The 23,187-nt window shown below is 60.4% G+C and carries 25 protein-coding genes and 2 pseudogenes; 12 read left to right on the forward strand and 15 right to left on the reverse strand.

Features of this window, described 5'->3' with window-relative positions:
* Window positions 1-121 precede the first annotated feature (121 nt).
* Window positions 122-1,978, forward strand: coding sequence for a hypothetical protein (locus tag ACVWXC_RS07850; protein ID WP_457391946.1), 1,857 nt, complete (start codon window positions 122-124; stop codon window positions 1,976-1,978).
* A 419-nt stretch (window positions 1,979-2,397) separates the two neighbouring features.
* On the opposite strand, the gene ACVWXC_RS07855 is transcribed toward ACVWXC_RS07850, so the two are convergent.
* From ACVWXC_RS07855 to ACVWXC_RS07870, 4 genes are all read right to left on the reverse strand, one after another.
* On the reverse strand, window positions 2,398-2,859 hold the full coding sequence (locus tag ACVWXC_RS07855; RefSeq protein WP_457391949.1) for a transposase: 462 nt from the start codon (window positions 2,857-2,859) through the stop codon (window positions 2,398-2,400).
* Between the two features lie 153 nt (window positions 2,860-3,012).
* Window positions 3,013-4,836 (reverse strand): glycosyltransferase family 39 protein, encoded by a 1,824-nt coding sequence (locus ACVWXC_RS07860; RefSeq protein WP_457391952.1) that lies wholly within the window; start codon window positions 4,834-4,836, stop codon window positions 3,013-3,015.
* Window positions 4,837-4,938: 102 nt separating this feature from the next.
* Window positions 4,939-5,199 (reverse strand): DUF6761 family protein, encoded by a 261-nt coding sequence (locus ACVWXC_RS07865; protein ID WP_011429921.1) that lies wholly within the window; start codon window positions 5,197-5,199, stop codon window positions 4,939-4,941.
* Window positions 5,200-5,304: 105 nt separating this feature from the next.
* On the reverse strand, window positions 5,305-6,936 hold the full coding sequence (locus ACVWXC_RS07870; protein ID WP_457392020.1) for a CocE/NonD family hydrolase: 1,632 nt from the start codon (window positions 6,934-6,936) through the stop codon (window positions 5,305-5,307).
* A 160-nt stretch (window positions 6,937-7,096) separates the two neighbouring features.
* On the opposite strand from ACVWXC_RS07870, the pseudogene ACVWXC_RS07875 reads away from it, so the two are divergent.
* A pseudogene (locus tag ACVWXC_RS07875) lies at window positions 7,097-7,280 on the forward strand (hypothetical protein); the annotation flags it as partial.
* A 235-nt stretch (window positions 7,281-7,515) separates the two neighbouring features.
* Here ACVWXC_RS07875 and ACVWXC_RS07880 read toward each other — a convergent pair.
* Entirely contained in the window at window positions 7,516-7,980 is a 465-nt protein-coding gene (locus ACVWXC_RS07880; protein WP_011434408.1) for a cupin domain-containing protein, read from the reverse strand.
* Window positions 7,981-8,025: 45 nt separating this feature from the next.
* Window positions 8,026-8,805, reverse strand: a complete 780-nt coding sequence (locus ACVWXC_RS07885; protein WP_041437718.1) for a cysteine hydrolase family protein — start codon at window positions 8,803-8,805, stop codon at window positions 8,026-8,028.
* Between the two features lie 262 nt (window positions 8,806-9,067).
* On the opposite strand from ACVWXC_RS07885, the gene ACVWXC_RS07890 reads away from it, so the two are divergent.
* The 5 genes from ACVWXC_RS07890 (at window position 9,068) to ACVWXC_RS07910 (ending at window position 12,435) form a co-directional block, all read left to right on the forward strand.
* Window positions 9,068-9,226: a hypothetical protein gene (locus ACVWXC_RS07890; protein WP_011434410.1), complete on the forward strand. Its 159-nt coding sequence runs from the start codon at window positions 9,068-9,070 to the stop codon at window positions 9,224-9,226.
* 2 nt (window positions 9,227-9,228) lie between these two features.
* Window positions 9,229-9,750, forward strand: coding sequence for a GNAT family N-acetyltransferase (locus tag ACVWXC_RS07895; protein WP_457391957.1), 522 nt, complete (start codon window positions 9,229-9,231; stop codon window positions 9,748-9,750).
* A gap of 67 nt (window positions 9,751-9,817) precedes the next feature.
* Entirely contained in the window at window positions 9,818-10,108 is a 291-nt protein-coding gene (locus ACVWXC_RS07900; protein WP_011429926.1) for a 4a-hydroxytetrahydrobiopterin dehydratase, read from the forward strand.
* Between the two features lie 280 nt (window positions 10,109-10,388).
* Window positions 10,389-11,345 (forward strand): NmrA family NAD(P)-binding protein, encoded by a 957-nt coding sequence (locus tag ACVWXC_RS07905; protein WP_011429927.1) that lies wholly within the window; start codon window positions 10,389-10,391, stop codon window positions 11,343-11,345.
* 103 nt (window positions 11,346-11,448) lie between these two features.
* Window positions 11,449-12,435, forward strand: coding sequence for an ABC transporter ATP-binding protein (locus tag ACVWXC_RS07910; RefSeq protein WP_011429928.1), 987 nt, complete (start codon window positions 11,449-11,451; stop codon window positions 12,433-12,435).
* A 29-nt stretch (window positions 12,436-12,464) separates the two neighbouring features.
* Here the strand turns inward: ACVWXC_RS07910 and ACVWXC_RS07915 are convergent, their stop codons facing one another.
* From ACVWXC_RS07915 to ACVWXC_RS07925, 3 genes are all read right to left on the reverse strand, one after another.
* Entirely contained in the window at window positions 12,465-13,598 is a 1,134-nt protein-coding gene (locus ACVWXC_RS07915) for a glycosyltransferase family 4 protein (RefSeq protein ID WP_011429929.1), read from the reverse strand.
* A 101-nt stretch (window positions 13,599-13,699) separates the two neighbouring features.
* A complete protein-coding gene (locus tag ACVWXC_RS07920; RefSeq protein WP_011429930.1) occupies window positions 13,700-13,831 on the reverse strand; it encodes a hypothetical protein in 132 nt (43 codons plus the stop codon).
* Between the two features lie 124 nt (window positions 13,832-13,955).
* On the reverse strand, window positions 13,956-14,687 hold the full coding sequence (locus ACVWXC_RS07925) for a M50 family metallopeptidase (RefSeq protein ID WP_011429931.1): 732 nt from the start codon (window positions 14,685-14,687) through the stop codon (window positions 13,956-13,958).
* A gap of 200 nt (window positions 14,688-14,887) precedes the next feature.
* Between ACVWXC_RS07925 and ACVWXC_RS07930 the strand changes: the two genes are divergently transcribed.
* Window positions 14,888-15,520, forward strand: coding sequence for a class I SAM-dependent methyltransferase (locus tag ACVWXC_RS07930; RefSeq protein ID WP_011429933.1), 633 nt, complete (start codon window positions 14,888-14,890; stop codon window positions 15,518-15,520).
* Window positions 15,521-15,532: 12 nt separating this feature from the next.
* Here ACVWXC_RS07930 and ACVWXC_RS07935 read toward each other — a convergent pair whose 3' ends face one another.
* From ACVWXC_RS07935 to ACVWXC_RS07955, 5 genes are all read right to left on the reverse strand, one after another.
* Window positions 15,533-16,360 carry a thiazole synthase gene (locus ACVWXC_RS07935; RefSeq protein WP_457391963.1) on the reverse strand — a complete coding sequence of 276 codons (828 nt, stop codon included), beginning with the start codon at window positions 16,358-16,360 and terminating at the stop codon, window positions 15,533-15,535.
* A gap of 32 nt (window positions 16,361-16,392) precedes the next feature.
* Window positions 16,393-16,590: a sulfur carrier protein ThiS gene (gene thiS / locus ACVWXC_RS07940; protein ID WP_457391966.1), complete on the reverse strand. Its 198-nt coding sequence runs from the start codon at window positions 16,588-16,590 to the stop codon at window positions 16,393-16,395.
* Complete coding sequence (locus ACVWXC_RS07945) at window positions 16,578-17,768, reverse strand: FAD-dependent oxidoreductase (RefSeq protein WP_457391969.1); 1,191 nt, start codon at window positions 17,766-17,768, stop codon at window positions 16,578-16,580. Before ACVWXC_RS07945 ends, thiS begins: the two co-directional genes overlap by 13 nt.
* Window positions 17,769-17,919: 151 nt before the next feature.
* Window positions 17,920-19,974, reverse strand: coding sequence for a bifunctional metallophosphatase/5'-nucleotidase (locus ACVWXC_RS07950; RefSeq protein ID WP_099812241.1), 2,055 nt, complete (start codon window positions 19,972-19,974; stop codon window positions 17,920-17,922).
* Window positions 19,975-20,081: 107 nt separating this feature from the next.
* Window positions 20,082-20,435: an MGMT family protein gene (locus ACVWXC_RS07955; RefSeq protein ID WP_457391972.1), complete on the reverse strand. Its 354-nt coding sequence runs from the start codon at window positions 20,433-20,435 to the stop codon at window positions 20,082-20,084.
* A 61-nt stretch (window positions 20,436-20,496) separates the two neighbouring features.
* On the opposite strand from ACVWXC_RS07955, the gene ACVWXC_RS07960 reads away from it, so the two are divergent.
* The 3 genes from ACVWXC_RS07960 (at window position 20,497) to ndk (ending at window position 22,267) form a co-directional block, all read left to right on the forward strand.
* Window positions 20,497-21,009, forward strand: coding sequence for a hypothetical protein (locus ACVWXC_RS07960; protein WP_099812239.1), 513 nt, complete (start codon window positions 20,497-20,499; stop codon window positions 21,007-21,009).
* A gap of 49 nt (window positions 21,010-21,058) precedes the next feature.
* Window positions 21,059-21,730, forward strand: coding sequence for a HupE/UreJ family protein (locus ACVWXC_RS07965; RefSeq protein WP_457391976.1), 672 nt, complete (start codon window positions 21,059-21,061; stop codon window positions 21,728-21,730).
* An 87-nt stretch (window positions 21,731-21,817) separates the two neighbouring features.
* Window positions 21,818-22,267, forward strand: coding sequence for a nucleoside-diphosphate kinase (gene ndk / locus ACVWXC_RS07970; RefSeq protein WP_011431937.1), 450 nt, complete (start codon window positions 21,818-21,820; stop codon window positions 22,265-22,267).
* A gap of 63 nt (window positions 22,268-22,330) precedes the next feature.
* Here ndk and ACVWXC_RS07975 read toward each other — a convergent pair whose 3' ends face one another.
* Window positions 22,331-22,663, reverse strand: coding sequence for a hypothetical protein (locus tag ACVWXC_RS07975; RefSeq protein WP_457391979.1), 333 nt, complete (start codon window positions 22,661-22,663; stop codon window positions 22,331-22,333).
* Between the two features lie 58 nt (window positions 22,664-22,721).
* Here ACVWXC_RS07975 and ACVWXC_RS07980 point away from each other — a divergent pair.
* Window positions 22,722-23,081, forward strand: a pseudogene (locus ACVWXC_RS07980) (zinc ribbon domain-containing protein); the annotation flags it as partial.
* Window positions 23,082-23,187: the final 106 nt, after the last annotated feature.

The following is a 23,187-nucleotide window of genomic DNA, read 5'->3' on the forward strand; positions in this document are numbered from 1 at the left end:
TCAGCATCGCGTAGTGACAACGGAAACGGACAGAATGCTATCGCTTCACCGCTGAGCAGTAATGCTCAGCAGTGTTCAGCGTAAATGTATCAGGTAGGCAACGCCTAGTCCAGAAGTGAGGATGAAAGCGTTACGCCAACCGAAGCTGCTGGTCGGGCTTGCGCTGCTAACTGGAGTGCTGGCCCTGCTCTGGCCAATGCTGCAGCGGGGCTACCCCATCACTCATTCCACCCACTTCAACCTCAGTTGGGCCTTTCAGTATCAGCGGCAGTTTTTCGGCGGGCAGTTTTACCCCCGCTGGCTGGAGTATTCCAACTTCGGCTACGGCAACCCCACCTTTGCCTTCTATCCACCTCTATGCATGGTGGCCCCTTTGCCGTTTCGCCTGCTGGGGCTGGATATGCCTGGATCCTTGGTGGCCAGCATGGGCCTGGCGATGGCAGTCTTCGGGCTGGGGCTGTACGTCCTGCTGCGGCAAGTGCTTCCTTGGGCTTTGGCGCTGGGCTTGGCCCTGCTGAGCATGGCCGGCCCCTATTGGTTGGTAGACATCTACCAACGGGGGGCAATTGGAGAAGTGTGGGCCATTGCAATCCTGCCCTGGATTTTCTGGGCCTCGCTGCAGACGATCTGCCGGCCCCAGTCCATTGGGCCGGTTGCGGTTTTGGCGCTGAGCTATGGGTTGCTGACGCTCTCTCATCTGCCCACGTTGCTGGTGTTTACCTTGATTTGGCTGCCCCTGCCTTGGGTGTTGGGGGGAAGGGATCCCTTCTGGCCCAAGGTGGGACGCTGCTACCTAGGATTTGGGCTGGGGCTGGGGTGGGCTGCTTTTTATCTGTTGCCGGCCTTTTGGGATCAGCGCCATGTCCAGGTGGACTTTGTCAACTTTGCCGAAGAGTACACGCCCCACCATCGCCTGATGCTGAGCGGGCTCATGCAGCTTCAGCCGCGCTGGACAGAGCACTGGTTTGAGAGCAACCTGGTGGGGTACTGGGTCTGGATGGCAGCGGTTCTGGTGGGGGCGGGGCTCCTGGTTTTTCTGGAGTGGCTGGCCCGCCGAACAGAGGGGACGTTGCTCTTGCAGGGAAGCGGAGCTGACGAATTCCCTCTTGCCAAAGCCACCCTGCTCTACAGCCTGGGAGCCAGCCTGGTGGCGTTGCTGATGATGACGGATCTGCTGGCTGGGCTCTACGAGTGGGTTTTGCCGCTGCGGCGCATCCAGTTTTCCTGGCGCTGGATGGCGGTGACGGCAGTAACCGTGCCTTGGCTATTGGGATCCTTAGCTGGGTGGGGATGGGGGCACAAGCGCCTGCAGCTCCTTTTGCTGGTGGGGATCGGCCTGGCCATGGGAGTACAAACCTGGCAGGGCTTGCAACTGATGTCCAAAGCCGGCTTCGATCTGCAGCTTGTCCAAACCTTTCAAGAGCTAGCTGCGGCCAAGCAGTTCCCCCACGAGCCGCAAGAGCGGCCGGGCATTGCTTTTTTGCACCTGCACTGGCGCTTTCCCGATGGGTTGGCGCTGGTGGATGCGCTGGAATACCGGCCCCGCCAGGCGACGCTGCCCATGCCGCCCCCACAGGTGGATCCGCTCTTGCAGTGGCAAGGCGAGGTAGAGGATCCAGCCGCACTGCTCCAGGTGGAAGAGTGGCGCTATGGCTACCGTCGCTTTCGCGCGGTTAACCCTACCTCCCAAGAACAATCGGTAGCCTTACGCACGTTTTACTACCCCGCCTGGCGCTTACAAATCGATGGACGGTTCAGAGCTGCCGAACCCAACGGGGTGGGGCTGTTGCAAGTGCGGATCCCGCCGGGGGAGCATCGGGTGGAGGTGCGCTACCTGGGCACGGCGGCGGACTGGCTGGGCTGGATCCTGACGGGTGTGGCCGGAGTGCTGCTGGTGGAGCTGCGGCGGCTGCTGCGTTGGAGGCCCTGGCTTAGGACACCTGAACAAGAGATGGCAGAAGGGAGCACTTCCACCTAAACAGGGCTGCCTGCGCTTAATACTCCCCCTCGTGCGGCTGGCTCCGGTTGAGGACAGGGCGTTTTGCGATATCGCCTAGCACGGCGCCTTGGCCGGTGTTGGTCGAGGGCATCAGCTTGGATGGTGAGGGAGTTGACACTCCCACCCAGGGGATTCTTACGCAGTCCACAAAAGAACCCGTAACGGCGTTGTCAAAGCGCCTCTAGACAGTTCCTGAAGGCAAAGCCCCAAGGTTCTGCTGACTTTCTTAAGCAGATTGGCGGCAGCATTTGCCTCAGCCTTGACCAACCACCCCTTTGCCGTTTGGTACAGGCCCCGCTTGATACGCTTTCCAGAGGGTCTCCACCCGTCGGGTTTTTCACCATAATTAGGTAGCTCATCTCCATCTAGGAAGCTTGCCTGAGAGCTGTACGCTTCCTCTACCTCAATAAACTCCATGCCATAATGCCGACATAATTGCGCAATACGCTCCTTGAACCGACCTGTTGGAATGAAAACAAAGTTTTGGTTAAAACCGCATTCTTGTTTTTGTTCTTTGTTCCAACCGAAGAGGATTCTCCCAATTGAGTGGTGCAAACAGAAGTCAATGACCTTGCGCGCAGCTTTGTGGACCGCATCCGCCGGTTTCTTTTTTCCGTAATTCGGTCAAGCTTTTGCAACCAAAACCTCTGCGGCTTGTGAGTCTTGAGCCTAGCCAGCTCCTTGTTGTGCCACTGGTTGAAGGACTTGACTTTGCGGCCACCAATGATGAAGCTATGTCCTAAGTTACTAACGCACGTAAGCCAGTTGTTGACTCCGTGGTCAATTGCTAGAGCTTTTCTCGGATCCAGCGATTGGGGTCGAGCAGGCTTGGCATAGACCCACTCCAGGTACAACAACATAGGTGGCCTTTGGACGGCTAGCTCCAGTTGAACCTACCGGAGTAGGTTGCCTGGGCAGGCTAGTCTTTCCTTGCCCTTTTCCAGCTAAAGCTGGGGGTACTTGACCCAAACCCGTGGCTTTCCCAGCGATGGCTGGTTGCTGGCGATGCCGTTTTAGGGATCCCCCACCTCAAAAGCCCACAGCCCCCGCTCAGCCGGGATGCGGTGCAACTGCCCCTGGGGAAAGCGCCGCTGCAGCGCCGCCCCCTGTTGATCCCATACCCCCTCGTTCAGGAACAGGGTAAACGGCGGCTGTAGGTCTTGGCTAAGCAACGTCTCGGGGGGAAAAACCTTCACCTCTTGTTCTTGCCTGGCAAAAAATTGAATCCAACTTTGCCAGTAGGCAGGCTCTCCCCAACTGAAATAGGGGTAGGCGGCGCTAGCAGCCAAATAGAAGCGGTGGTCGGGATCCCCTTGTCGAGCCGCCACGTAGCGCCCGGTGGCTCCCACATCGTTGCCCTGGGTCCAGCCCTTGTGGACAAAATCCCCAAAAATGGCCAAGTTCCATCCCCCGATCAACAGGACCGCCCCCGCCATCGCCGCTGCCGGCAGCCAACCTCTTGCCCGGGATCCCCAACGTCCCAGGAGAGCAGCCAGCGCCTGGATCCCTTCCAGGGTTAGGTAGGCTACAAAGGGCAGGATCACCAGCAGGCGAGTGTAGTTGGGGGCTTTGGTGATGGCCAAGCTAAAGAGCAGGTAGAGAAACAGGAAGCTGCCCAGGCAGAGCCAGTCGTGGGGTTGGCTGCGCCCTTTGAGAAGGCGGTAGAGCCCGGATCCCAGCCCCAGCCAGATCAAGACCCCTGTCAGGGGATCTACAAAGGCATGGCCGTAGTTGGGATAGATATAGCCCCGGTCGTGCTGGCTGGGGTCGTTGAACATACTTAGGCCGTTGCGGATGTTGCGCCACACCGCCTCGGCTGGCGTAGCGGCATTCACCCACATCTGCTGCAGCGCCCGCCCTTCTGGGAAAAAGAGAAATTGCTGGCGGGCATACTCGGCGCTCACTGGCGGAGCAGTGGCAGTGGCCACCAGAATGGGCGCAGCCACCAGGAAAAACCCCAGCGCCGCCGGCACCGTCAGCTTGGCCAAAGTCCAGAAGGGGTTGGCCTGCTTGTTTTCTCCTTGCAGATCCTCCCGGCCCAGGAGCAGGTAGAGGCCGCCAAACAGCAACCCCAGCAAGATCACCACCCGCCCCGGCAGATAGCCGTAGAGGGAGAAACCCGCTGCCCCTCCCCCCAAATACAAAAGCAGGGGATTCTTTTCCCGCACGCCCTTTAAGATCAAGGCCAGGGCCGCACACTCCACCAGCACAATCAGGTTCTCCCGCATCGCCATGTGGCTGATGCCCAGCAGAGCGTGGTTGGATCCCAGGAGGGCCGCCGCCGCCAAGGCCAGCCGGGGGTTCCAGAACGACCGAAAAAACCCGTAGGCCACCAGAATGGTGACAACCCCGAAGGTGGCATGCACCGTGCGCACATTCACCAGCGTGACTCCCCCCATCAGCCGCGTCAGGCCGCCAAAGAGGCTGAACATAAAGCGGGGAAAATAGAAGTACTCTGGCATCAGCCCAAAGATATCGGGGTAGCGTACCGCTGAAGCCCGCCGGGCCATGGAGGTGATGACAATCTCGTCGGTGTTGATCTGAAAGGGGATGTTGGCCAGGTCGTAGAGGTAGATGGGAGCAAAAACCAACGCCAATAGCCCCAGGTGCAGCAACTCCTGGCGCCAGCGCAGCCGCGTCGGATCCCAAGGGGGCTGAGCTGGGGGAAACTGGGCCACGTACAACCCCACCAACAGGATGCTCAACAACCAGATGCCAACCTGCAAGACGTGGTAGCCGAACAGCCCATACCCAAGGGTCAAGGCTATCCCCAAGCCCAAGCCGGATCCCAGCAGGGCCGGACGCCGAGAAGTTGCCAGCGTATCCCAAACCGCCATAGGACTGGAGTGAGGAACAGCACTGACCCCAGCCTACCAGGCCTCTGCCGGTGTTCGATCCCTCACCCCCGGCCCCTCTCTATGCAATATCAATAAGCAATATCAATAGCCCCGCATCGCCTCGGTCTCCCGCTCCAGTTCCGGCTCCACGAAGTTGGAGGGGTCGTAGAGGAAGCGGTTGACCTCGTCTTCAAGGCGGTAGATCTCAAAAGGCTGCAATTGCTTGCCAGTTCGCAGGGCCAGCAGGTAGCCATCCACCAGCAGGCGCAGCTCGTCAGTGCGCCGATAGCCGCGATGCCAACTGTCCACCAGCGCGTCGGTCAAAGCCTGATAGTGCCGGATCAACTTCGGGTCTTGCAACATGGGGTTCCCTTGCCCTGCTTGCTTCTATCCTAACGTTTGATGTCTGTTTGTGAGGAGGAGTTGCGAAGGGATGAGAAGCTGTGTTGTCTTAAACTGTCACTCCCCCTAACTCCCCTCGACAATGGGCAGATGCAGCCGCGAGGGGGTGTCGCTGCCGCTGTGAAGAGCGAGGGTGAGAATGCGGGCCTCGATGAGCCGCTCTTCTCGCATCCCCGTGCCTGTGTTAACGGGGTAGGCCGGGAAACAGGCCGCGCTAAGGCTGAGGCGCAGGGCGTGGCCGCGGGGAATGCGGATGCAGGTGGGCTGGCAAGGGATCCCAATGGGGGCCTTGGGCTGGGGATCCCGCAGCCGGCGGTAGCCCTGGGAAAAGTTATACACCTGGCCCTCCGGCCTCACCACCGAGAGCACGGCGCAGAGATCGAAACTGGGGCTGTCGGCTTCCACATACACTTCCACGAGAATGTCCCCTGCCAGGACGAGGTCGGTTGCCAGGGGAGAGGTGGTGTAGGTGAGAACATCGGCGCGGCAGTCGAGGGCAGAGCGCTCCTGCGGCCCGGCGGGATGGATGAGGTGGCCTCCTAGGGCCGGCACGGGTCGCCAGGGATCGTGAACAAAAGTATCCGACTGCTGCTTTGGTGGGGGCTCTGGGCGAAGGGATCCCTCTGCTTCAGAAAGGGCGGCCAGGCCGCTGCTGTGCAGGTAGAAAACCTTCGGCTCCGGCGTGGGCCAGGCCTCAAAGCTGCGCCAGCGGTTGGATCCCATCTCGAACAGGCGTACCGGCGGCTCTTGGAGGAGCCCTGTGTCTTTGCCTTTGAGGAACTGGTCGAACCAGCGCACCTGCAGCCGATCGATGGGGCTGACGGCCTCGGGGCCAAAGTCCAGCGCCCCCACTTTGCGCCCCCAAGGCAGGTGGGCCCAGGGCCCGACAACCAGGTACTGAGGGTTTTGGCTGCGGGCGCTTATTTCCTTGTAAAGGCGCAGGCTGCCGGTTAGGTAGCTGTCGAACCAGCCGCCAATGTGCAACATCGGCAGATCCACCGCTTCCAGACGGGGGGAGAGCTGGCGCCAGTAGTCGTCGGGCTCGCTGTGCTCCAGCCAGTCAAAGTAATAGGACTGGGGCGCATATTGCTGCAGCACGCCTGGCTTGAGGGGGATGGGATCGTAAAGGGGCAGGTTGCGGGAGGCCTTGAAAAGGGCCTGGTAAGCGTTGGCATCGCCGCGCAGGCGCGCCCCCTCAGCTTCCAGTTGCAGGGCCCAACTGAGGTTGTTGTAGAAAGCGAAGGCTCCCCCCGGATAGGCGGCATCGGCGTAGAGATCGTAGGGCAGCATGGCTGGGCAGATGGCCTTCAGGGCGCTGGGACGGGTGGAGGCGGCATACAGTTGGGTCATGCCTTGGTAAGAAAAGCCGTACATACCCACCACACCGTTGCTCCCCGGCAAAGCGGCCGCCCAGTTGACGGCGTCAAACCCGTCTTCCACCTCATGGCGGAAAGGGTAGAAGGATCCCTTGGACGTGCCCCGCCCCCGCACATCCTGGACGACCACGATGTACCCGTGGGCCGCATACCAGCGCGGATGGGCGTATACTACCGTCGAGGCAATGGCCCGCCCGTAGGGTTGCCGCATCAGCAAGACCGGGTAGCTCCCCTCCCCTTCGGGGCGATAGACATCCGCGTCCAGTTGGATCCCGTCGCGGGTGAACATGGAAACAGTTTCGCGGGGGCGAACGGGCAACATGGCCTGGGTTGGGCTAGCGGATCTTGCCAAAGGGATACCAACCAAAGACAACCTAAGGGATCCCTGGGTGGATTCTTCCTAAGATAAAACAGAAGCCCTTATGAGAGCATGACTCTAGTCAATAATAAGCTCAACTATGCTGAAAATAATGTATAATATGTTCAGTACGGATTACTACCAGTTGATCTTTCTGTTTACTTTCGAGTCTGCCAACATGGTAGCCAAAGCAAAGCAGAAAATTGGTAGTAAGACGACACGGAAACTGCGCTTTGGGTATTCTACTCAAAGCTTTGCGGGATACCGCCATTCTGGTTGGAAACAAACAGAATGCTATCGCTGCATAGTTGAACAGTGATGTTCAGCAGTGTTCAGCGTAAATGTATCAGGGAGAAACTCCCACCAGAGTTTGAGCCCCTTCCCTGGTATTGCCCTTGATCTCCGGCCTGCTGGCGCAAACGCAGCCCCCTCCAGACCCCTCTTTTATGGCTTTTATGGATTTATGGAAACAGAGACCCTGGGAAAAGATTTGTCGGAGTACCCCTGACTTCCAACCTCTACAGCTCCCAGAGCCATTGAGGCCTAAGCCTCAGCAAATGCCCTTCTCCAGCCCCCCGACAGCACCTGCAAATCCTCCTCATCCAAGTCCGCAGGAGTGCCGGAGCGGATGAGCTCGGCAAAATCTTCGTTGGGCACCATGAAGCAGAGGGCGTAGAGGCGGCCTGGGCCGGTATTGTGGATTTCATGTACACCGGTCGGCGGTACCAGAATGCTATCTCCAGTTTTGATGGGGGCCGCTTTTCCATCGCAAATGGCCAGGCCTTCCCCCTTGAGAACAAAAAACATTTCCACAGCCATTTGATGGCGATTTGGAGGGGTTTTGCCTCCCTCATCGAAGATCTCCACACAAAAGGTTAGAGAAATCTGAGCATGAGAAGGATCGAACACGATGGCCAGGCGATTGGTATCGTGGGGGCTGATGCGAAAAGCCTGATAATCGGCAGGGGTTTTAACAATTGGGATCACACAGCGGGAAAGCGTTTGCATCCGGATCCTCCGCTCAAGAGATGAGGGGTGAATAGTGGGCAAGTGCTAACAGGGGAGAGCCGCGAGCAAATCTGAGGAGGAGGCGACAAAGCCAAAGCACTGCTTGACGTTGTAGAGGGTAGCTAGCAAACAGTATTCAGGAGAGGTGGTGGCGGCGCAGTCTTCCAGCAAAATGCAGTCGTAGCCGAGGAAATTGGCATCTTGCAGCGTGGTCATGACGCACTGGTCGATGTTCACACCGGCAAAAAAGAGGGTGGTGCGCCCCAGGTTTCTGAGAATGCTATCGAGAGGGGTATCCCAAAAGCCGCTCATGCGGAACTTATCCACCCAGATATCCTCGGGCTTGACCTCCAGTTCCTCCACCACAGCAGCGCCCCAACTGCCCCGCGTGAGGACCAAAGACCCGTTCTTAGGCAAGGGATCCCCCAGCCCTACTCCCTCTCCGGTGGGGTTGTACACATGTCGCAAGCCGGCGCTGATGTTGAGCAAGTCAGGGCGATTGCCCCAGTTCACCCACACAATCGGCACTTGAGCTTGTCGCAGGCGGGGCAGCAGGGCTTTTAGAGGGCCGATGGGAGCCCGTGCAGGTGTAACATCGACGCCAATGCTGGCCAGCCAACCGTCGGGATGACAAAAGTCGTTTTGCATGTCGATCACCAACAACGCCGCCTTGGCCAGATCCAAGCGCAGGGTTTTGCTGGAGGTGGGTAGCAGGATGGGCCGGGGATCCAAGGGCGGACGGGTGAGGTCGGCCATTTCGGCATTCACGGCCCAGGCATTGGGAGGGATCCCAAGGGTCTTCAAGGGGCGATTGGGAGTGCTCATGGATTCTCCGCTCGCGTCGCGCAGCAGTGGGATCAGGTGGGGCGGATGACCCACAACTACGCTCGACCTTAATGCACAGCCAACCTCACTTTGGAATCGTAGGCTACACTTTCTCACCTTATTGACGCATGGGATCCCCCAGGGTCAGTTGATAGGGATTAAGATGGAGACCAGGAGAAGAAAAACCGAGGAGATTTCCGAAAAGCTGCCTAGGGATTCCCCTCTGCACGCTATGCTGTAGAGACCAAGGTTATGTAGAAATATGAGCATCCTGCGGCAATATATCTTTCCTGCCCTCATCCTGCTGGTGTTTCTGTTTACCCTGGTGGTGGTGAGCATTCGCTCGTTTCTGCCGGAGGATATGGCCCAGCCTGCCCCTCTAGAAGAAGCGACGCCTGTGGCCCTTTCTGCAAATGCCTGAGGATGGCTGAACAAGGGATCCCTCTGCCTGTGGGTTATCGTTGGCGCATCGGTTCAGCCTGGGATCGGCCCTGGGTGCGACGAGGATTGCAGGCCACGTTGCAGGAATCTTTTCCAGAACAAAGCAACTGGGATCACCTAGAAGAGACGCTGGATCGCCTCTTCGACCCCCCCCGCACCCCCTGCTGGTGGATCTTGAAAGAAGAAACTGCAGAGCCGGTGGGCTGTGTTTGGGCCGGCATCTCCACAGATCAAGCCACCCATCGGCGGGTGGCCTACGTCTTTTTGCTCTGGGTGGATCCCGCCCATCGTCGGCAGGGCCTGGGCAGAGCTTTGATGCAACAGGTGGAACGCTGGGGATCCCAGCAGCAGCTGGCGGCCATCACCCTGCAGGTTTATCGCCATAACCAGGCTGCCCTCAATTTCTACAAGCGGGCCCATTTCTCCGTGCAAGGCTACTGGCTGTACAAACCCCTTGGCCCTGCTGCTGCCTCGCAGGAACCGGAAGACTACGAAGTTTTGTAAAGAAGCCGGGATCCGCCCTCAGGTGATTTTTTGATGAAAGCGGTGGCAACGACTGGAGGGAACGCCCATGTCCAGACCTGTCAAACTCAGCGAGGCTGAGATCCAGACCAAGCTGGAAAGCCTGCCGGGTTGGTCCTTGCAGGATGGGAAGCTGCATCGCCAATTTCAATTTCGCTCTTTTGTGGAAGCTTTTGGCTGGATGAGCAGTGTGGCTTTGGTAGCCGAGAGCATGGGGCACCACCCCGAGTGGACCAATGTGTACAACCGCGTGCGGGTGGATCTCACCACCCACGATGCCGGGGGCATTACGGAACTGGACTTCACTTTGGCGCAACGCATGAACGAGCTGGCTGGCTAGACACTCTCTCGGCGGCAGACTGAGCCATAACCAGGGATCCCTGCGGCGCCGCGGGGATCCCTATTTGTTTGCCACTGCTCAGGTCAAGTTTTGACACTCCCACCCAGGGGATTCTTACGCAGCCCAAAATGGACTCGCGAAGGCGCTGTCAAGAAGCAACTAAAGTGGCTCAAGGGCTTTTCCGCTCCGCACTAAAGTACGGGGCTACCAAGCTATCCTCTTGTGTTAGGAGCTGCATCCGTCTGATAGACTAAGCCTAAGGTTAAGAAATGATAATTTTATGAACGTGCTGGTTGTGGGGGCAACGGGAACGCTGGGCCGTCAGGTGGTGCGGCGGGCCATCGAAGAGGGGCATCAGGTTACCTGTCTGGTGCGGAACCCAGCCAAGGCTGCTTTCTTGAGCGAGTGGGGGGCTCACCTCAAGGTGGGGAACCTACTGCAGCCCAGCACGCTCCGAGCGGCGATGGAAGGCGTCGAGGCGGTGATCGACTGTGCCACGGTGCGAGTAACCGACACCCTCAGCGCCCGCCAGGTGGATTGGGATGGCAAAGTTGCTCTGATCAATGCGGCACGGGCTGCCCAAGTGGGGCATTTTATCTTTTTCTCCATCATGGGTGCTCAGCACGAGTACCCTAATGTGCCCCTGATGAATTTCAAGCACCACATCGAGAAATACTTGATCGGATCCCAGATGCCCTACACCATCTTTCGTCCGGCGGGCTTTATGCAGGGATTGATCGGCCAGTACGCCATCCCGATTTTGGAAGAGCAAATTGTTTGGGTAGCCAGCGAGAGCATCCCCACGGCCTACCTCGACACCCTAGATGCAGCTCGATTTGCCGTGCGAGCCCTCAGCGTCGAAGCCGCCAAGCAGCAGGTCTTTCCCTTGGTGGGACCCAAGGCCTGGACTTCCCAAGAGGTCATCGCTCTCTGTGAGCAGCTTTCCGGCAAAAAGGCCAAGGTTCGAACCATACCACTGGGGGTCTTGCGGGGAGCGCGCAGGGTGGCCCAGTTTTTTCAGTGGAGCTGGAACATTGCCGACCGGCTGGCGTTTGTGGAGGTAATTGCCGCCAAAGAGCCGATGTATGCCGACATGACGCCTGTGTGCGAAGCCTTGGGCATTGAACTGGCTTCCCTGACCTCCCTTGAAGACTACCTGGCTGAGTATTTCCAAAAGATGTTGAAACGGATTCGCGAGCTGAAGGTTAAACAACCCAAGGTCAAGAGGCCCTTCTAGGAAACTGCAACCAAACCAGTAGCTGGGACAGGGTAAACTGGATAGCGGCCCAGCATCCCCCAAGGTTCGCCCTGGTTCTTTTCTCAGCCCCGGCTTTCTCTCTATGAGCGAGACGGTTGCCCCCTCCCCTGAAGCGACTGACCTCCATCCCGAACCGGCCATTGCCATCTCCGGCCTGACCAAAACCTATCGCACCGGCTTTTGGCTAAACAAGGTGGTCAGCCCCCTGAAGGATTTTTCTCTAACGGTAGCCCGCGGCGAAACTTTTGGGCTGTTGGGGCCGAATGGGGCCGGCAAAACCACCACGATCAAATGCCTGCTAGGGATTGTGGAGCCCACCAGCGGCAGGGGCACGCTCCTGGGCAAGCCTCTGGGGGATCGCTCCATTAAGCAGCGGGTGGGATATCTGCCGGAGAACCCCTATTTTTACGATTACCTGACGGCATGGGAGTTTCTCTATTTTGCCGGCAAGGTCTTTCGCCTGTCCGATAGCCTCCTCAAGGAGCGGATCCCGCAACTGCTGGAGCTGGTGGGGCTTTCTATCGATACGGCCCGCAAAAAGCAACTGCGCACCTACTCCAAGGGCATGCTGCAGCGCACCGGCATGGCCCAAGCCCTGATCAACGACCCGGAGCTGGTGTTCCTAGACGAGCCGATGTCGGGGCTGGATCCCATGGGCCGCTACCAGATGCGCGAGATCATTTTGTCCCTCAAGCAACAGGGCAAAACGGTGTTCTTCAACAGCCACATCTTGGGAGATGTGGAGGTGATCTGCAACCGCGTCGGCCTCATGGTCGGCGGCAAATTGGTGCAGCAGGGGACGTTGGACGAGCTGCTGGGCCAAAGCAAAAGCTACCACGTGCAAGGGCACGGCGGCGCCATCGACCAGTTCCGCGACCGCCTCGAGCACTTCTCCATCCAGGGATCCCACTGGTCGGGGGAATGGGGCGGATCCCTGCCGGAGCTGCTAACGCTTCTAAGCCAGGCGGGGGCGGTGGTGACCGATTTGCATCTGCAGCGGCAATCTTTGGAAGAATTCTTCGTCGACCAGGTGCGGGCTATTGAAGGGGATCGGCCCGTCTCTGCCTAAGTGGACTCCACCCTAGGTGTCCTGGAACGTCATTTCCGCAGCCTGGATCCCGACTCGGCGATGACGGCGCGGTAGTACTCCTCCAACTGCTGCGTGGCTGCCGACCAACTCCAGCGCTCAGCCTCTTGGCGGGCCTGCTGCCGGAAGAGCTGCCGCTGCCCGGCGCTGTCCAACAGCTGCCGCGTGGCCCGAACAAAGTCGCTGTCGGAGTCCGGCTCGAAGAGAAAGCCGTTGCGGCCGCTGTCCACCACATCGGTAATGCCGCCGCAGCGGGGGGCGATCACCGGACAGCCGGCAGCCATGGCCTCCAACAAGACCAGCCCCAGCGTCTCGGTACGGGAGGGGAACACGAACAGATCCGCGGAAGCAAAGGCCGCTGCCAGGTCTTGCCCCTGCAAGTAGCCCGTAAACACCACATCGTAGCCGGCAAAATGTTGCTCCAGGGATCCCCGCTCCGGCCCGTCGCCCACAATGGCCAGCCGCGCTTGCGGGATCTGCTCCAGCAACACCCGGATCCGCCCCACCTCTTTTTCTGCTGAGAGCCGCCCCACGTAGAGCAACAGGGGTCGCTCCGGCTGCCCTGCCGTGAGGCGGGCCCGCATCTCTGGGCTAGCAGCCTGCGGGTGAAACAGCTCCGTATCCACCCCCCGCTGCCACAGGTGTACCCGCTCGATGCCGTGGGCGCTCAACTCCTGCATCATGGCCGTCGAGGTGCAGAGGTTGAGCCGCGCCAAATTGTGTCCCAGCTTGAGGAGGCTCCACAACACCCCCTCTAGGAAACCCAGCCCGTAGTGCTTGAGGTACTTTGGCAAATGGGTGTGGTAGGAGGCCACCAGCGGGATCCCCATCGTCTGGCTGTAGTAGAGGCCCCCCAACCCCAAAACTGCCGGGTTGACCACGTGGATCACATCCGGTCGAAAACGGTTGAGCAGCTTGCCGATGGCCGGGCCAGGGGCAGCCAGCTTCAACTCCGGGTACAAAGGCAAGGGGAAGCCCGGGATCCCGTAGACCCGTGCCCGCGCAAACCGCCTGGGAGCTCCCTGAGGCGCGACGATAAGCACCGAGTTGCCGCGAGCCGTTAGATGGCGCACTGTGTGGCAAAGCCGCGTGACGATGCCATCCACCTTGGGCAGAAACGTCTCCGTAAACAGGGCTATGCGCATTGGGATCCCAAGCCTAATGAAAAGACTCTAAAGATTCTTTGAGGATGAGTGTTGCACAAAACGGCAACGAGATAACGGCTTGGGACAGCAGCGGCACAACTTTATTCCAGCAGCTTGTCTTGCAGCGGAACAGAATGAGTTGGCTCTTGGTTCTGGCCGAGGGTATCAGCCGCCGTTTTGCTAATCAACAACAGCGTGGCCGCCAGGGCCAGTCCGATAACATCTCGCCACATAATCCGCTCCCACACTCCTCACTCCTCATGCCCCCTACTGTAGCGGCGGTTTTTGCGGCTGGGCAGTGATGGGCGACGGATTTTTAGGTGACAGGAATCACTTCCAAAATTGCGGTTTTGCCCCCTAGTCGCGAAAGGCCAGTTGCAAGCTGGTGATCAGCAAGACCAAAGAGAACACCGCCATCACCCCTCCCCAAAACCAGTAGGGCAAAAACAGGTTTTGGGCAATCTGGCTGGAATCCGAGAGGACCAGCCGCCCGTTAATCACCGCAGACTCCACAAACAGGTAGTCGAGTTGGTGGTAGGTGCTCACACAGGCTTGCACCCCCAAAAACTGCAAGGCAAAGCCCCGCAGCCAAGGAGAAGCCCAGCGAGCTACTGCCAGGATGCCCAAACCCATGGCCGGGAGGAACAACAGGCCAAAGGGAGAGCGCACCCAGAGCAGCGTCGAGAGCAACAACAGGGATCCCAAAAACACCAGCCCCAGCCGAGCTGTGCCGCGGCGGCGGGAGGTGAGGATGAACAGGGCCCCGGCTAGCGGCGGCCCCATCGGCCCGGCAGCGGCTACCAAGGCCCGCCCCACCCGCCCCAAAAATAGCTGGCCACTGTGGATGGCCAGCCCCGAGCCGTCGGGATAGATCTCGAGACGATGAAACTCTCCCCCCAACAGCAGCGCCATCAGGCCATGGCCCATCTCGTGAAACCAGGTGGCTAACAGGGTAAAGGGGTAGAGGAGGTAATTGCCCCAGGGAAACTGCCAGAGCAAGACCGTCAGCCCGGCAGCAGCCACCAGCCAAACCACGCTGTGCCGGCCAGGCCTTGCGGAAGGGGAAGGAGGCAGCTCAAACTGAGTCATACCAGCAGGTGGGTGGGGAAAAGGCCCAAGATGACCTGCTGGTCTAGACGATTGCCAGCAGAAGAAAGTTCCACCTCAGGCAAAAATAGCCAGGCCAACTCCCCTCTCCCTCCGAGAGAGAGGTTGGGGTGAGGGGCAGCAAGGAGACAGGGGAGCCGTCTCACAGGTAGGTTGAAGAAGCCCCCCAGGGATCCCTGCTTATGGCCACCTTCCTGCGCGACTGGAGCTACCGCTTTCCCTGGCTTTACCGCAGCATCAGCCGCGCGGCGGCCCTGGCGGTGGGGGGCCGCGAGCGATTGCGGCGATTGCCCCTACAAGGGATCCAGATTCATCCCCAGGAGCGGGTGTTGGATCTCTGCTGTGGCCCCGCTGAGGTAACCCCGATCTTGGCCGAGCTGAGCCAAAACGTCGTTGGGCTGGATGCTTCCCCCAAGGCCCTGGCGGCAGCCCGCCAGCGCCTCCCCCACGTCGAATTTGTGGAAGCCTTTGCCCAGGATCTGCCCTTCCCCACCGACAGCTTTGATTGGGTACACACCAGCCTGGCCCTGCACGAGCTGCCCCTCCCCGATCTGGAACAGGTGCTGCGCGAAGGGTGGCGGGTGCTCAAACCGGGGGGAGGGCTTTTAATTCTCGATTTGCACGCGCCCCGGCAGCCCCTACTTTGGCCTGGACTGGTTTTGTTTCTAGCCCTGTTTGAGACCGAGACTGCTTGGCACTTCCTCAAGCTGGACTTGCCCCAGTACCTGCAGCAGCAGGGCTGGCAAGCCGTCCGGCAGACCCTGCACGCTGGAGGAGCCCTGCAGGTCGTCCAGGCGCAAAAGCCTGTTGCTTGAGTTATAGGGCAGTTAACCCTGGTGCCAGAAGGGGGTGCCGAGAACTGGCGTGCTGGGCTGAGCTGCTTCTTGAGGCGTCATCGCGCCGGCCAAGTAGGCCCGGCGGCCTGAGCGCACCGCTTCCGCAAAGGCCTCGGCCATCGCCACCGGATCCCGGGCCAGGGCCACCGCTGTATTCAACAGCACCCCATCGAAGCCCCACTCCATCACCTGGCAGGCGTGGGAGGGCAGGCCCAGTCCAGCATCCACAATTAGCGGCGCCTCGATCCGCTCCCGCAGCAGGCGCAAGTTGTAGGGGTTGAGGGGGCCTTTGCCAGTGCCGATGGGGGCGGCCCAGGGCATGACCACCTCACAGCCGGCATCCAAGAGCCGCTGGCACAGCACCAGGTCGTCGGTGCTGTAGGGCAAGACCTTAAACCCCCGCCGAACCAGCTCGGCGGCGGCAGCGGGCAGTTGCACCGGATCCGGTTGCAAGGTGTAGTCATCGCCAATCAGCTCTAGCTTGATCCAGTCGGTGCCGAACACCTCCCGCGCCATCTCCGCCGTTGTGATCACCTCCTGCACGCTGTGGCAGCCGGCGGTGTTGGGCAGAACCGGGATCCCCATCTTCTGCAACAGAGCCCAGAACCTCTGGGAAGTTTCTGGCCCCAGTGCCCCTTGCCGCCGCAGAGAAACCGTCAACAAACAGGGCTGCGCGCGCGCCACCGCCTGCTCCAAAATGGCTGGCGAAGGGTAGCGAGCCGTACCCAACATCAGACGGCTGGGCAATGGTTGGCCGTAGAGAACCAAAGGATCCTCATCGGCCAGAGTTGAGGGAGAGCAATGGAGAAGGGTGGACATGGCTGAGGCAGATAGAAAAGCGGACTTGAGCGCTAGCCGCCGGCAACCGGAGCGACGATCTCCACCTGGTCGCCTTCTTGCAGACGGGTTTGCTCGTGCTGCGCACGCGGCACAAACTTCAGATTAACCGCTACCGCGAAAGGGCCGCTGGCCCCCACCTGGGCTATCGCCTCGGCCAACGTGGTGCCCTCCGGCAGATCGTAAGGCTTTTGGTTGATCAAGACACGCATGGCGATAGGGATTCACCGGCAAGAGGGGCAGCCTGCACCTGAAAGGGGATCCCAAGCTGCTGCGCCAAGCGGCAACTGCCGTGGTGGAGGTACTCCAAAACGGCATCGTGAATGGCGGGGGAGATGAGGAAACCATGGCGGTAGAGGCCGTTGATCTGCAACAGCCGCGGGGAGCGCTCCACCACTGCGGGGAGATGATCTGCCAAGGTGGGGCGACATTGGCTGCCTAACTCCAGGATACGCGCTTCGGCAAAGGCAGGATGCACGGCGTAGGCGGCGCTGAGCAGCTCCAGAGCCGAGCGGACACTCACCGGCGAGCGATCTTCAGATTCGATTTCGGTAGCTCCCACCACAAACAGGTGCCCCGGCTTGGGAGCGATGTAGATCGGGTAGCGGGGGTGCAACAGCCGGGTCGGGCGCCGCAAAGATACTTCCGGGGCATACAGACGTACCACTTCGCCCCTAACTCCCCGCAGCGGTGCCTGTCCGCCCCATTCTTTTCGGGATCCCAGGCCGCGGCAGTCCAAAACCCACCCGCCGGTTTGCTCCTGCCAAGCTCGCGCCTGCTCCAGATCCCAGGGGCGGCCCCACTCCACCTCCACCCCGTGCTGGCGCAATTTGGCCAGCAAAGCAGCCAGCAGTTGGCGGTTGTCCAGTTGGCCCTCCTGGGGAAGATACAGGCCCTGCCCAAATCGCCCGGCCAGCGAGGGCTCCAGCTCGGCCAGCGCCTGGGCATCTAGTTGCTGAGGCTTGGGGAGATGGGGAAGGCGTTCCCCTACAGCAGCCAGTAGGGCCGAGAAACGCTTGGCTTCCCCGGCATCTTGGCGGTGCCAAAGGATCACAGTGCCCTCCTGCTGAAAGAAAACCGGCTCTGGCAGGCTGGCCAGAAGGGCGGGCCAGCGGGAGAGGGCATAGTACCCCTGCGCTACTACGCTGGCCTCGGCGACGGCAGACTCCGCCAGAGGAGCCAGCATAGCAGCAGCCAGATGGGCCGCGCTGCTCTCAGGGGCAGTGGGAGAAGCTGCCTCCAGAATGCGCACAGAATGCCCGACCTCGACCAGGGTGGCAGCCAACAGGCGCCCCATTAGACCGGCTCCAAGGATGAGGACGGGATCCGGCTGCACTCTCCAAGAAGCGAGCGGGGGGGCGGCCAGAGAAGATGGGTTTGACAGGCTCATGGGGCGTTGGCGTGTCTAGCGCTACCCGCAGCACTATGGTGGCATATTCTATTGGGTCGAGAATGCTGAATGGCTCCTCATTAAAACCATCCCCTCTCCCCAGAGAGGAGAGGGGCGGTTGGCTTCATCCACCGGTTGAGAGTAGCCCAGCCTACAAGCCCTGCAGCACCGTATCTTGGCGCACCGACAGGTTCTGGATGCGGGTATCTTGGGCAGCCGGAGTGTCGGCTTGGGTAAACACGCCGATCTGCCGCAAGTAGCGGGCCAGGGCATCCTGCTCGCTGCCGGGGGTATCGAAGCTGTTGCCGGAGCTGGGAGCCAAGTTCACCCGGTTGGGGTTAGACAGGCGCGGAAAGGGATAGTCATCCCCGCCGTCGGCCAAAAAGCCCAACGTCACCAGGCGGAAGGTACGGCGGGGATCCCCTTGCAACTGGCCGTTGCGCACCACCACATCCCGGCCGGTGGGCGTGTCCACCCGCAAGGAGACCACGCGGGATCCCGGTGGCCGCGAGGGATCAAAGCTGAAGGCAAAGCCGCCGATCTGCGGGAAACGGCCCGGCGTGGCCCCCGGCTGGCTTTGCGCCACCCCATGTTCCATCAGTTGCTTCAGCTCCTCAGCGGTAACCGTCACCAGCGACAGGCCGTTGTTAAAGGCAAGGGAAGTTTCGATATCCAGTTGCGAAACTTGGCCCGCCTGCTTGCCGGCATCGGGGTTGGCCAGCGGAGGGATCCGCCGCACCGGCTCGCCGCCGCCACCGCCGGTGGTAGCCCCAATGGGAGCGCGAATGCCGCCGCCGTTTTTGAGGGAGATGACCGTGGTGGGGTCAACCGTTCTGGCATAGGCCAAATTGGCATCCGCCGTGAGGTTGCCCAGGTTGGTTTCCTCGGTGCGCACCTCGGCCCGCAGGCCGTTGAGGAATTGGGTGGTAGAGCCAAAGGTGCGGCCATCCTTGGTGCGGATGATGTTGCCGATCTCGTTGGCGATCCGCACCACGTCGGGGTTGGGGGTGCCGCGCACGGCTGCTACCCCTTGGTCGTCGGTGGCATAGGCGCCGCTCACCGGATCGATGCGGGCAATCACCCCGTTGGCGTCGAAACCGACCACCAAGCGGCCCACGTAGCGGTAGTTGGCGCCGGTGTTCACCACTGCCACGGGTTGGCCGCTGGCCGAGGAGCGCAGGATGGGGTAGTCACCTGTGCGCACATCTTCAGGGCGCAGGCGGTCGGTGGGCTTGGCGATCACCCGGTGGGAGCCGCCGGCGATGATGATGTCCACATCCCGCAGTTGGCTGGCTAGGGTTACCTCGTTTTGGAGCTGCTGCAGGTGGGCCAGGAGGATGATCTTGTTAATGCCCTGGCCGGTGAGCTGGTTGACGAAGTTCTGGATGAGGGCGGCATTCACCTGGTCGGTGTCGTCCACTTTGCCTTCCACCCTCACCTCAGGGCCAGGGCTAGAGATGGCGGCCAGGCGCGTAGTGGTGGCACCCACCAGGCCGATCCGCTGCCCTCCCACCGTAATCACCGCCGTCTTGACGATCTTGCCGCGGATGGAGCTGGCCTCTTGGCCATCGGCAGCAAAGTCAGAGCTGGTCAATTCGCCAGTGCCGCTGAAGCTGAGGTTGGCGCTCAAGTAGGGAAAGCGGGCGCCCGCGTAGCCGCGGCTGGTGTCGGGTCGGATCAAGTCGCGAATTTGGCGTGTGCCTTGGTCAAATTCATGGTTGCCAAAGGCAGCCGCCTCGAAGCCGATGGCGTTGATGATTTCAATGTCGGCTTTGCCAGGAGTGCGGTCATACCGGCCCCGCAGCGAGGGATCCGTGCTGGCGTTGTAGAAGGGGCTGGGGATGTAGTTGTCGCCGCTGGAGAGCACCACCGTGTTGGGAAATGCGGGCCGCAGCGCGTTGACCACGGCGGAGAAGCGGGGGGCATCCTGAACGGCGGCAATGGAAGCTTCCAAGTCGCTGGCGTGCAAAATCTGCAGCGTAAAAGCGGGCGGCTGAGTGGAGAGGGTGACGTTGGGATCCGAGGCGATAAACCCTGCCCCGCCGCCGGACGGGGGAACTGAGCTGCTGCTGGTACCGCAGGCGCTGGCCAGGCTCAGCACCAGGCAGCACAGCCCAACCCACAGGGACTTGGCCAGAGGGTTCAGCCAAGCCGGAAGCCATCTCTTGGCAGGGGCAGACCCTCGAGCGCGACAAGCTGGTTTCATGACAATTCCTTCACTCCATCCACAAGACAAGACGCATCCGCGTTTACGTTACCAGGGCTGGGAGGGGGATTTCGCTATGGCCTGTTTAAGATTGGGTCAAGCCCAGGTTAAGTTTGCCGCGGATCCCAGCCAAATTGCTGCAAGTCCACCCGGCCCTCGGCGTCGAAGGGGATCCCTTCGGCTTGCAGCAGCGCTTTCTGCAGGTCGTCGTAGCCCAGGCGAAAAGGGGAGTAGGAAATGCAGCCCTGGGCGTTGATCACCCGGTGCCAAGGGATGTCGGTGTTTTGGCCTTGCAGGCGAAACAAAGCATAGCCCACCTGGCGAGCATAGCCGGGGTAACCGGCAACCCGCGCCACCTGCCCATAGGTGGCCACTCGGCCCGGCGGGATCCGCCGCACCACTTCGTAAAAGCGCTGGTAGAGGCTAGTAGATGGAGCGCTAGTGGAGCCAGACTGGGTCACCGGGATCCTCGCTCAAACTTGGCAGACAATAAGATGTGGAACGGATTGGATCCCCGGGTCCATGAGCTATTTAATCGCGGTACTGCCGGATCGCATAGCCGCTGAGGCGGCCTACAGCGCCCTGGAACAAGCCGGCTTTTCCCTGGAGCGATTGCATCTGCTGGGGCGGGGCTACAAAACCGCCGACGAGTTTGGGCTGATCGATCCGGCCCGAGCCGCCCGCCGTCAGATGCGGCGCCTGGCCATTTGGTTGGTGCCCTTTGGCTTTTTGGCCGGGGTGGGGTTCAGCGTTTTGAGTGGTTTGGATACCTTTGCCTGGGCGGGACCTATAGGCAACCACCTGATCGGCGGCCTGTTGGGTGCGCTGGGCGGGGCCATGGGCAGCTTTTTTGTGGGGGGCGGGGTGGGCCTGACCAGTGGCTCCGGCGATGCCTTGGCCTACCGCAACCGCCTCGATGCGGGTAAGTACGTACTCATTGTGGAGGAAGAGAATGAAACCCGCCTCCGCGAGGCCACGCGGATTTTGCGCCAGTTTGAGCCGGAGAACCTGCAGGGGTACAGAGAGCGCCCCTAGACTGGGAGATCTGGGCAGCTATTGAGAGAACTCAGGGAGGTCCAAAAGCATGTCTTGGCTGTGGCAGCAAGTCCCATCGCCGCTTGGGCGGTGGCGGAAGGAAGGGATCCCCAGCTTTGCCGCTGCTGGGGGTGCACTGGCAGTTACGGGGTTGTTTTCGCCGGCTTTTGCCCACCACGCCCTGGGGGGGAGACTGCCGGCAACAGCCTGGGAGGGATTTCTCTCCGGGCTGGCTCACCCTGTCATTGGCTTGGATCACCTGGCCTTCGTCGTGGCCATCGGTCTTGTGGCGGCGGGGCAGCCCTGGCGCTACGGGATCCCGCTGGGCTTTGTGCTGGCCAGCCTGCTGGGCACCGGGATCCACCTGGCCGGCTGGGATCCCCTGGGACTGACGGAGCTGGCCATTGCCTCTTCCGTAGTTCTCTTCGGCTTGCTGCTGGTGCAACCGCGGCAGATCCCAAGTTGGCTCTTGCTAATAGGGGGATCCCTGGCGGGGCTATTCCATGGCTATGCCTACGCCGAAACCATTATCGGCGCCCAACCCATGCCTTGGGTGGGATATCTACTGGGGTTGAGCACCGTCCAGTATGGGGTAGCTCTCCTGGCCCTTTGGGCAGCAGAACGCTGGGGGTTGCGGATCCCTGGCTTAACTCGCTGGGCCGGCTGGGCAATTACAGTGGTGGGGGCTGCCTTCCTGACCTTGGCAGTGGTGGGCGCGTAAAAAGCGCTAATTTTGCTCCCTTGCGCTCGGGATCCCCGATCCGGTACAAGGATAGCGGTGAAGATCTGTAAAACGAGGGGAGATCCCATGGAGCGCACCTTTATTGCCATCAAGCCAGACGGCGTGCAGCGGGGGCTGGTGGGCACCATCATCCAGCGCCTGGAGAGCCGGGGCTACCAATTGGTGGGCCTGAAGCTGGTGCAAGTGAGCCAAGAGCTGGCGGAAGCCCATTACGCCGAACACAAGGAGCGCCCCTTCTTCCACAGTTTGGTGAAGTTCATTACCTCGGGGCCGGTGGTGGCTATGGTCTGGCAGGGCAAAGGGGTGATTGCTGCCGCCCGTAAGCTCATCGGCAAGACCAACCCCCTGGAGGCAGAACCGGGCACCATTCGCGGCGATTTTGGCATCGACATTGGCCGCAACCTCATTCACGGCTCCGATGGAGTTGAAACCGCGCAGCGGGAGATCGCCCTTTGGTTCGATGAGTCGGAATTGGTGAGCTGGACACCGGTTGCCCAAAGCTGGATTTATGAGTAGGTACTTGCTGCAGGCAAGGGGTAGTCGTGTTCGCAGGTTCCAGACCGGAAGTAGTGCAGAGCGCTAGGGCCGTGTTTCGAACTGGCTTCGGCTGGCCGCAAGCGGCTCTGTTGGAAGTGCCTTGAACCACCCCTTCTCTGCCAAAACTCGAGCGGCAAGCAGGATCTGTTTGCTACTGAATTGTTGTTTTCTATCTCCCCAGGCGTAGAAGCTTTCCACCAACTCTGCCGTCGTAGAAGGGTGCCCACGAGTCACGATCCAGTGGACAGTAGCCAGCAATTCTAGACCATAGGGCGACTCAAAGCCCTCCACGAGGTCGCTGACACGCTCAAAGCGTTCTCTCGTCTCTGGCTGATCGGCGAGATAGCTGTGGGCCTCCTCGATGGCGCCAGGCACCAGCTCCAGCTTCTTGTCTGGTCGATCACCGCCCGAGCCGTACCCAGAGATGTAGTAGTGGTTAGACCACTACGGCAAGGTGTGGGATAAAGCGGTGGTAGCTGTACCACCGCAGTACACCACGCAGGATTGCAGTAACTGTGGGCATAGGGTCGTGAAAACCCTATCCACAAGAACTCATGTCTGTCCTAAGTGTGGGTTTGAGCTGGACAGGGACCAGAACGCAGCTCTGAACATCCTGAAGCAAGGGCTGCACATGCTTGGGGTGGAATGGAACGGTACCTTAGGGCATAAGGGAACCGCCCCGCGCGTAGCGCTTGGGGGAACGACTGGGGAGATAAGCACCGCTGCTTTTGAGGGGCAACCGGATGAAGTAAGTGCTGTCGCAGAACCAGTAACAAGAATCCCCTGCCTTTAGGCAGGGGGGTATGTCAAAATCCCTTGCAAGTTGTCTACATGGGTAATGTGGTAGATTTTGGGACTTTCTGGAATTGGCGCCATACCTCCGCTCTACGATGCAGCTT

This window comes from Thermostichus sp. OS-CIW-20, from assembly GCF_054061455.1.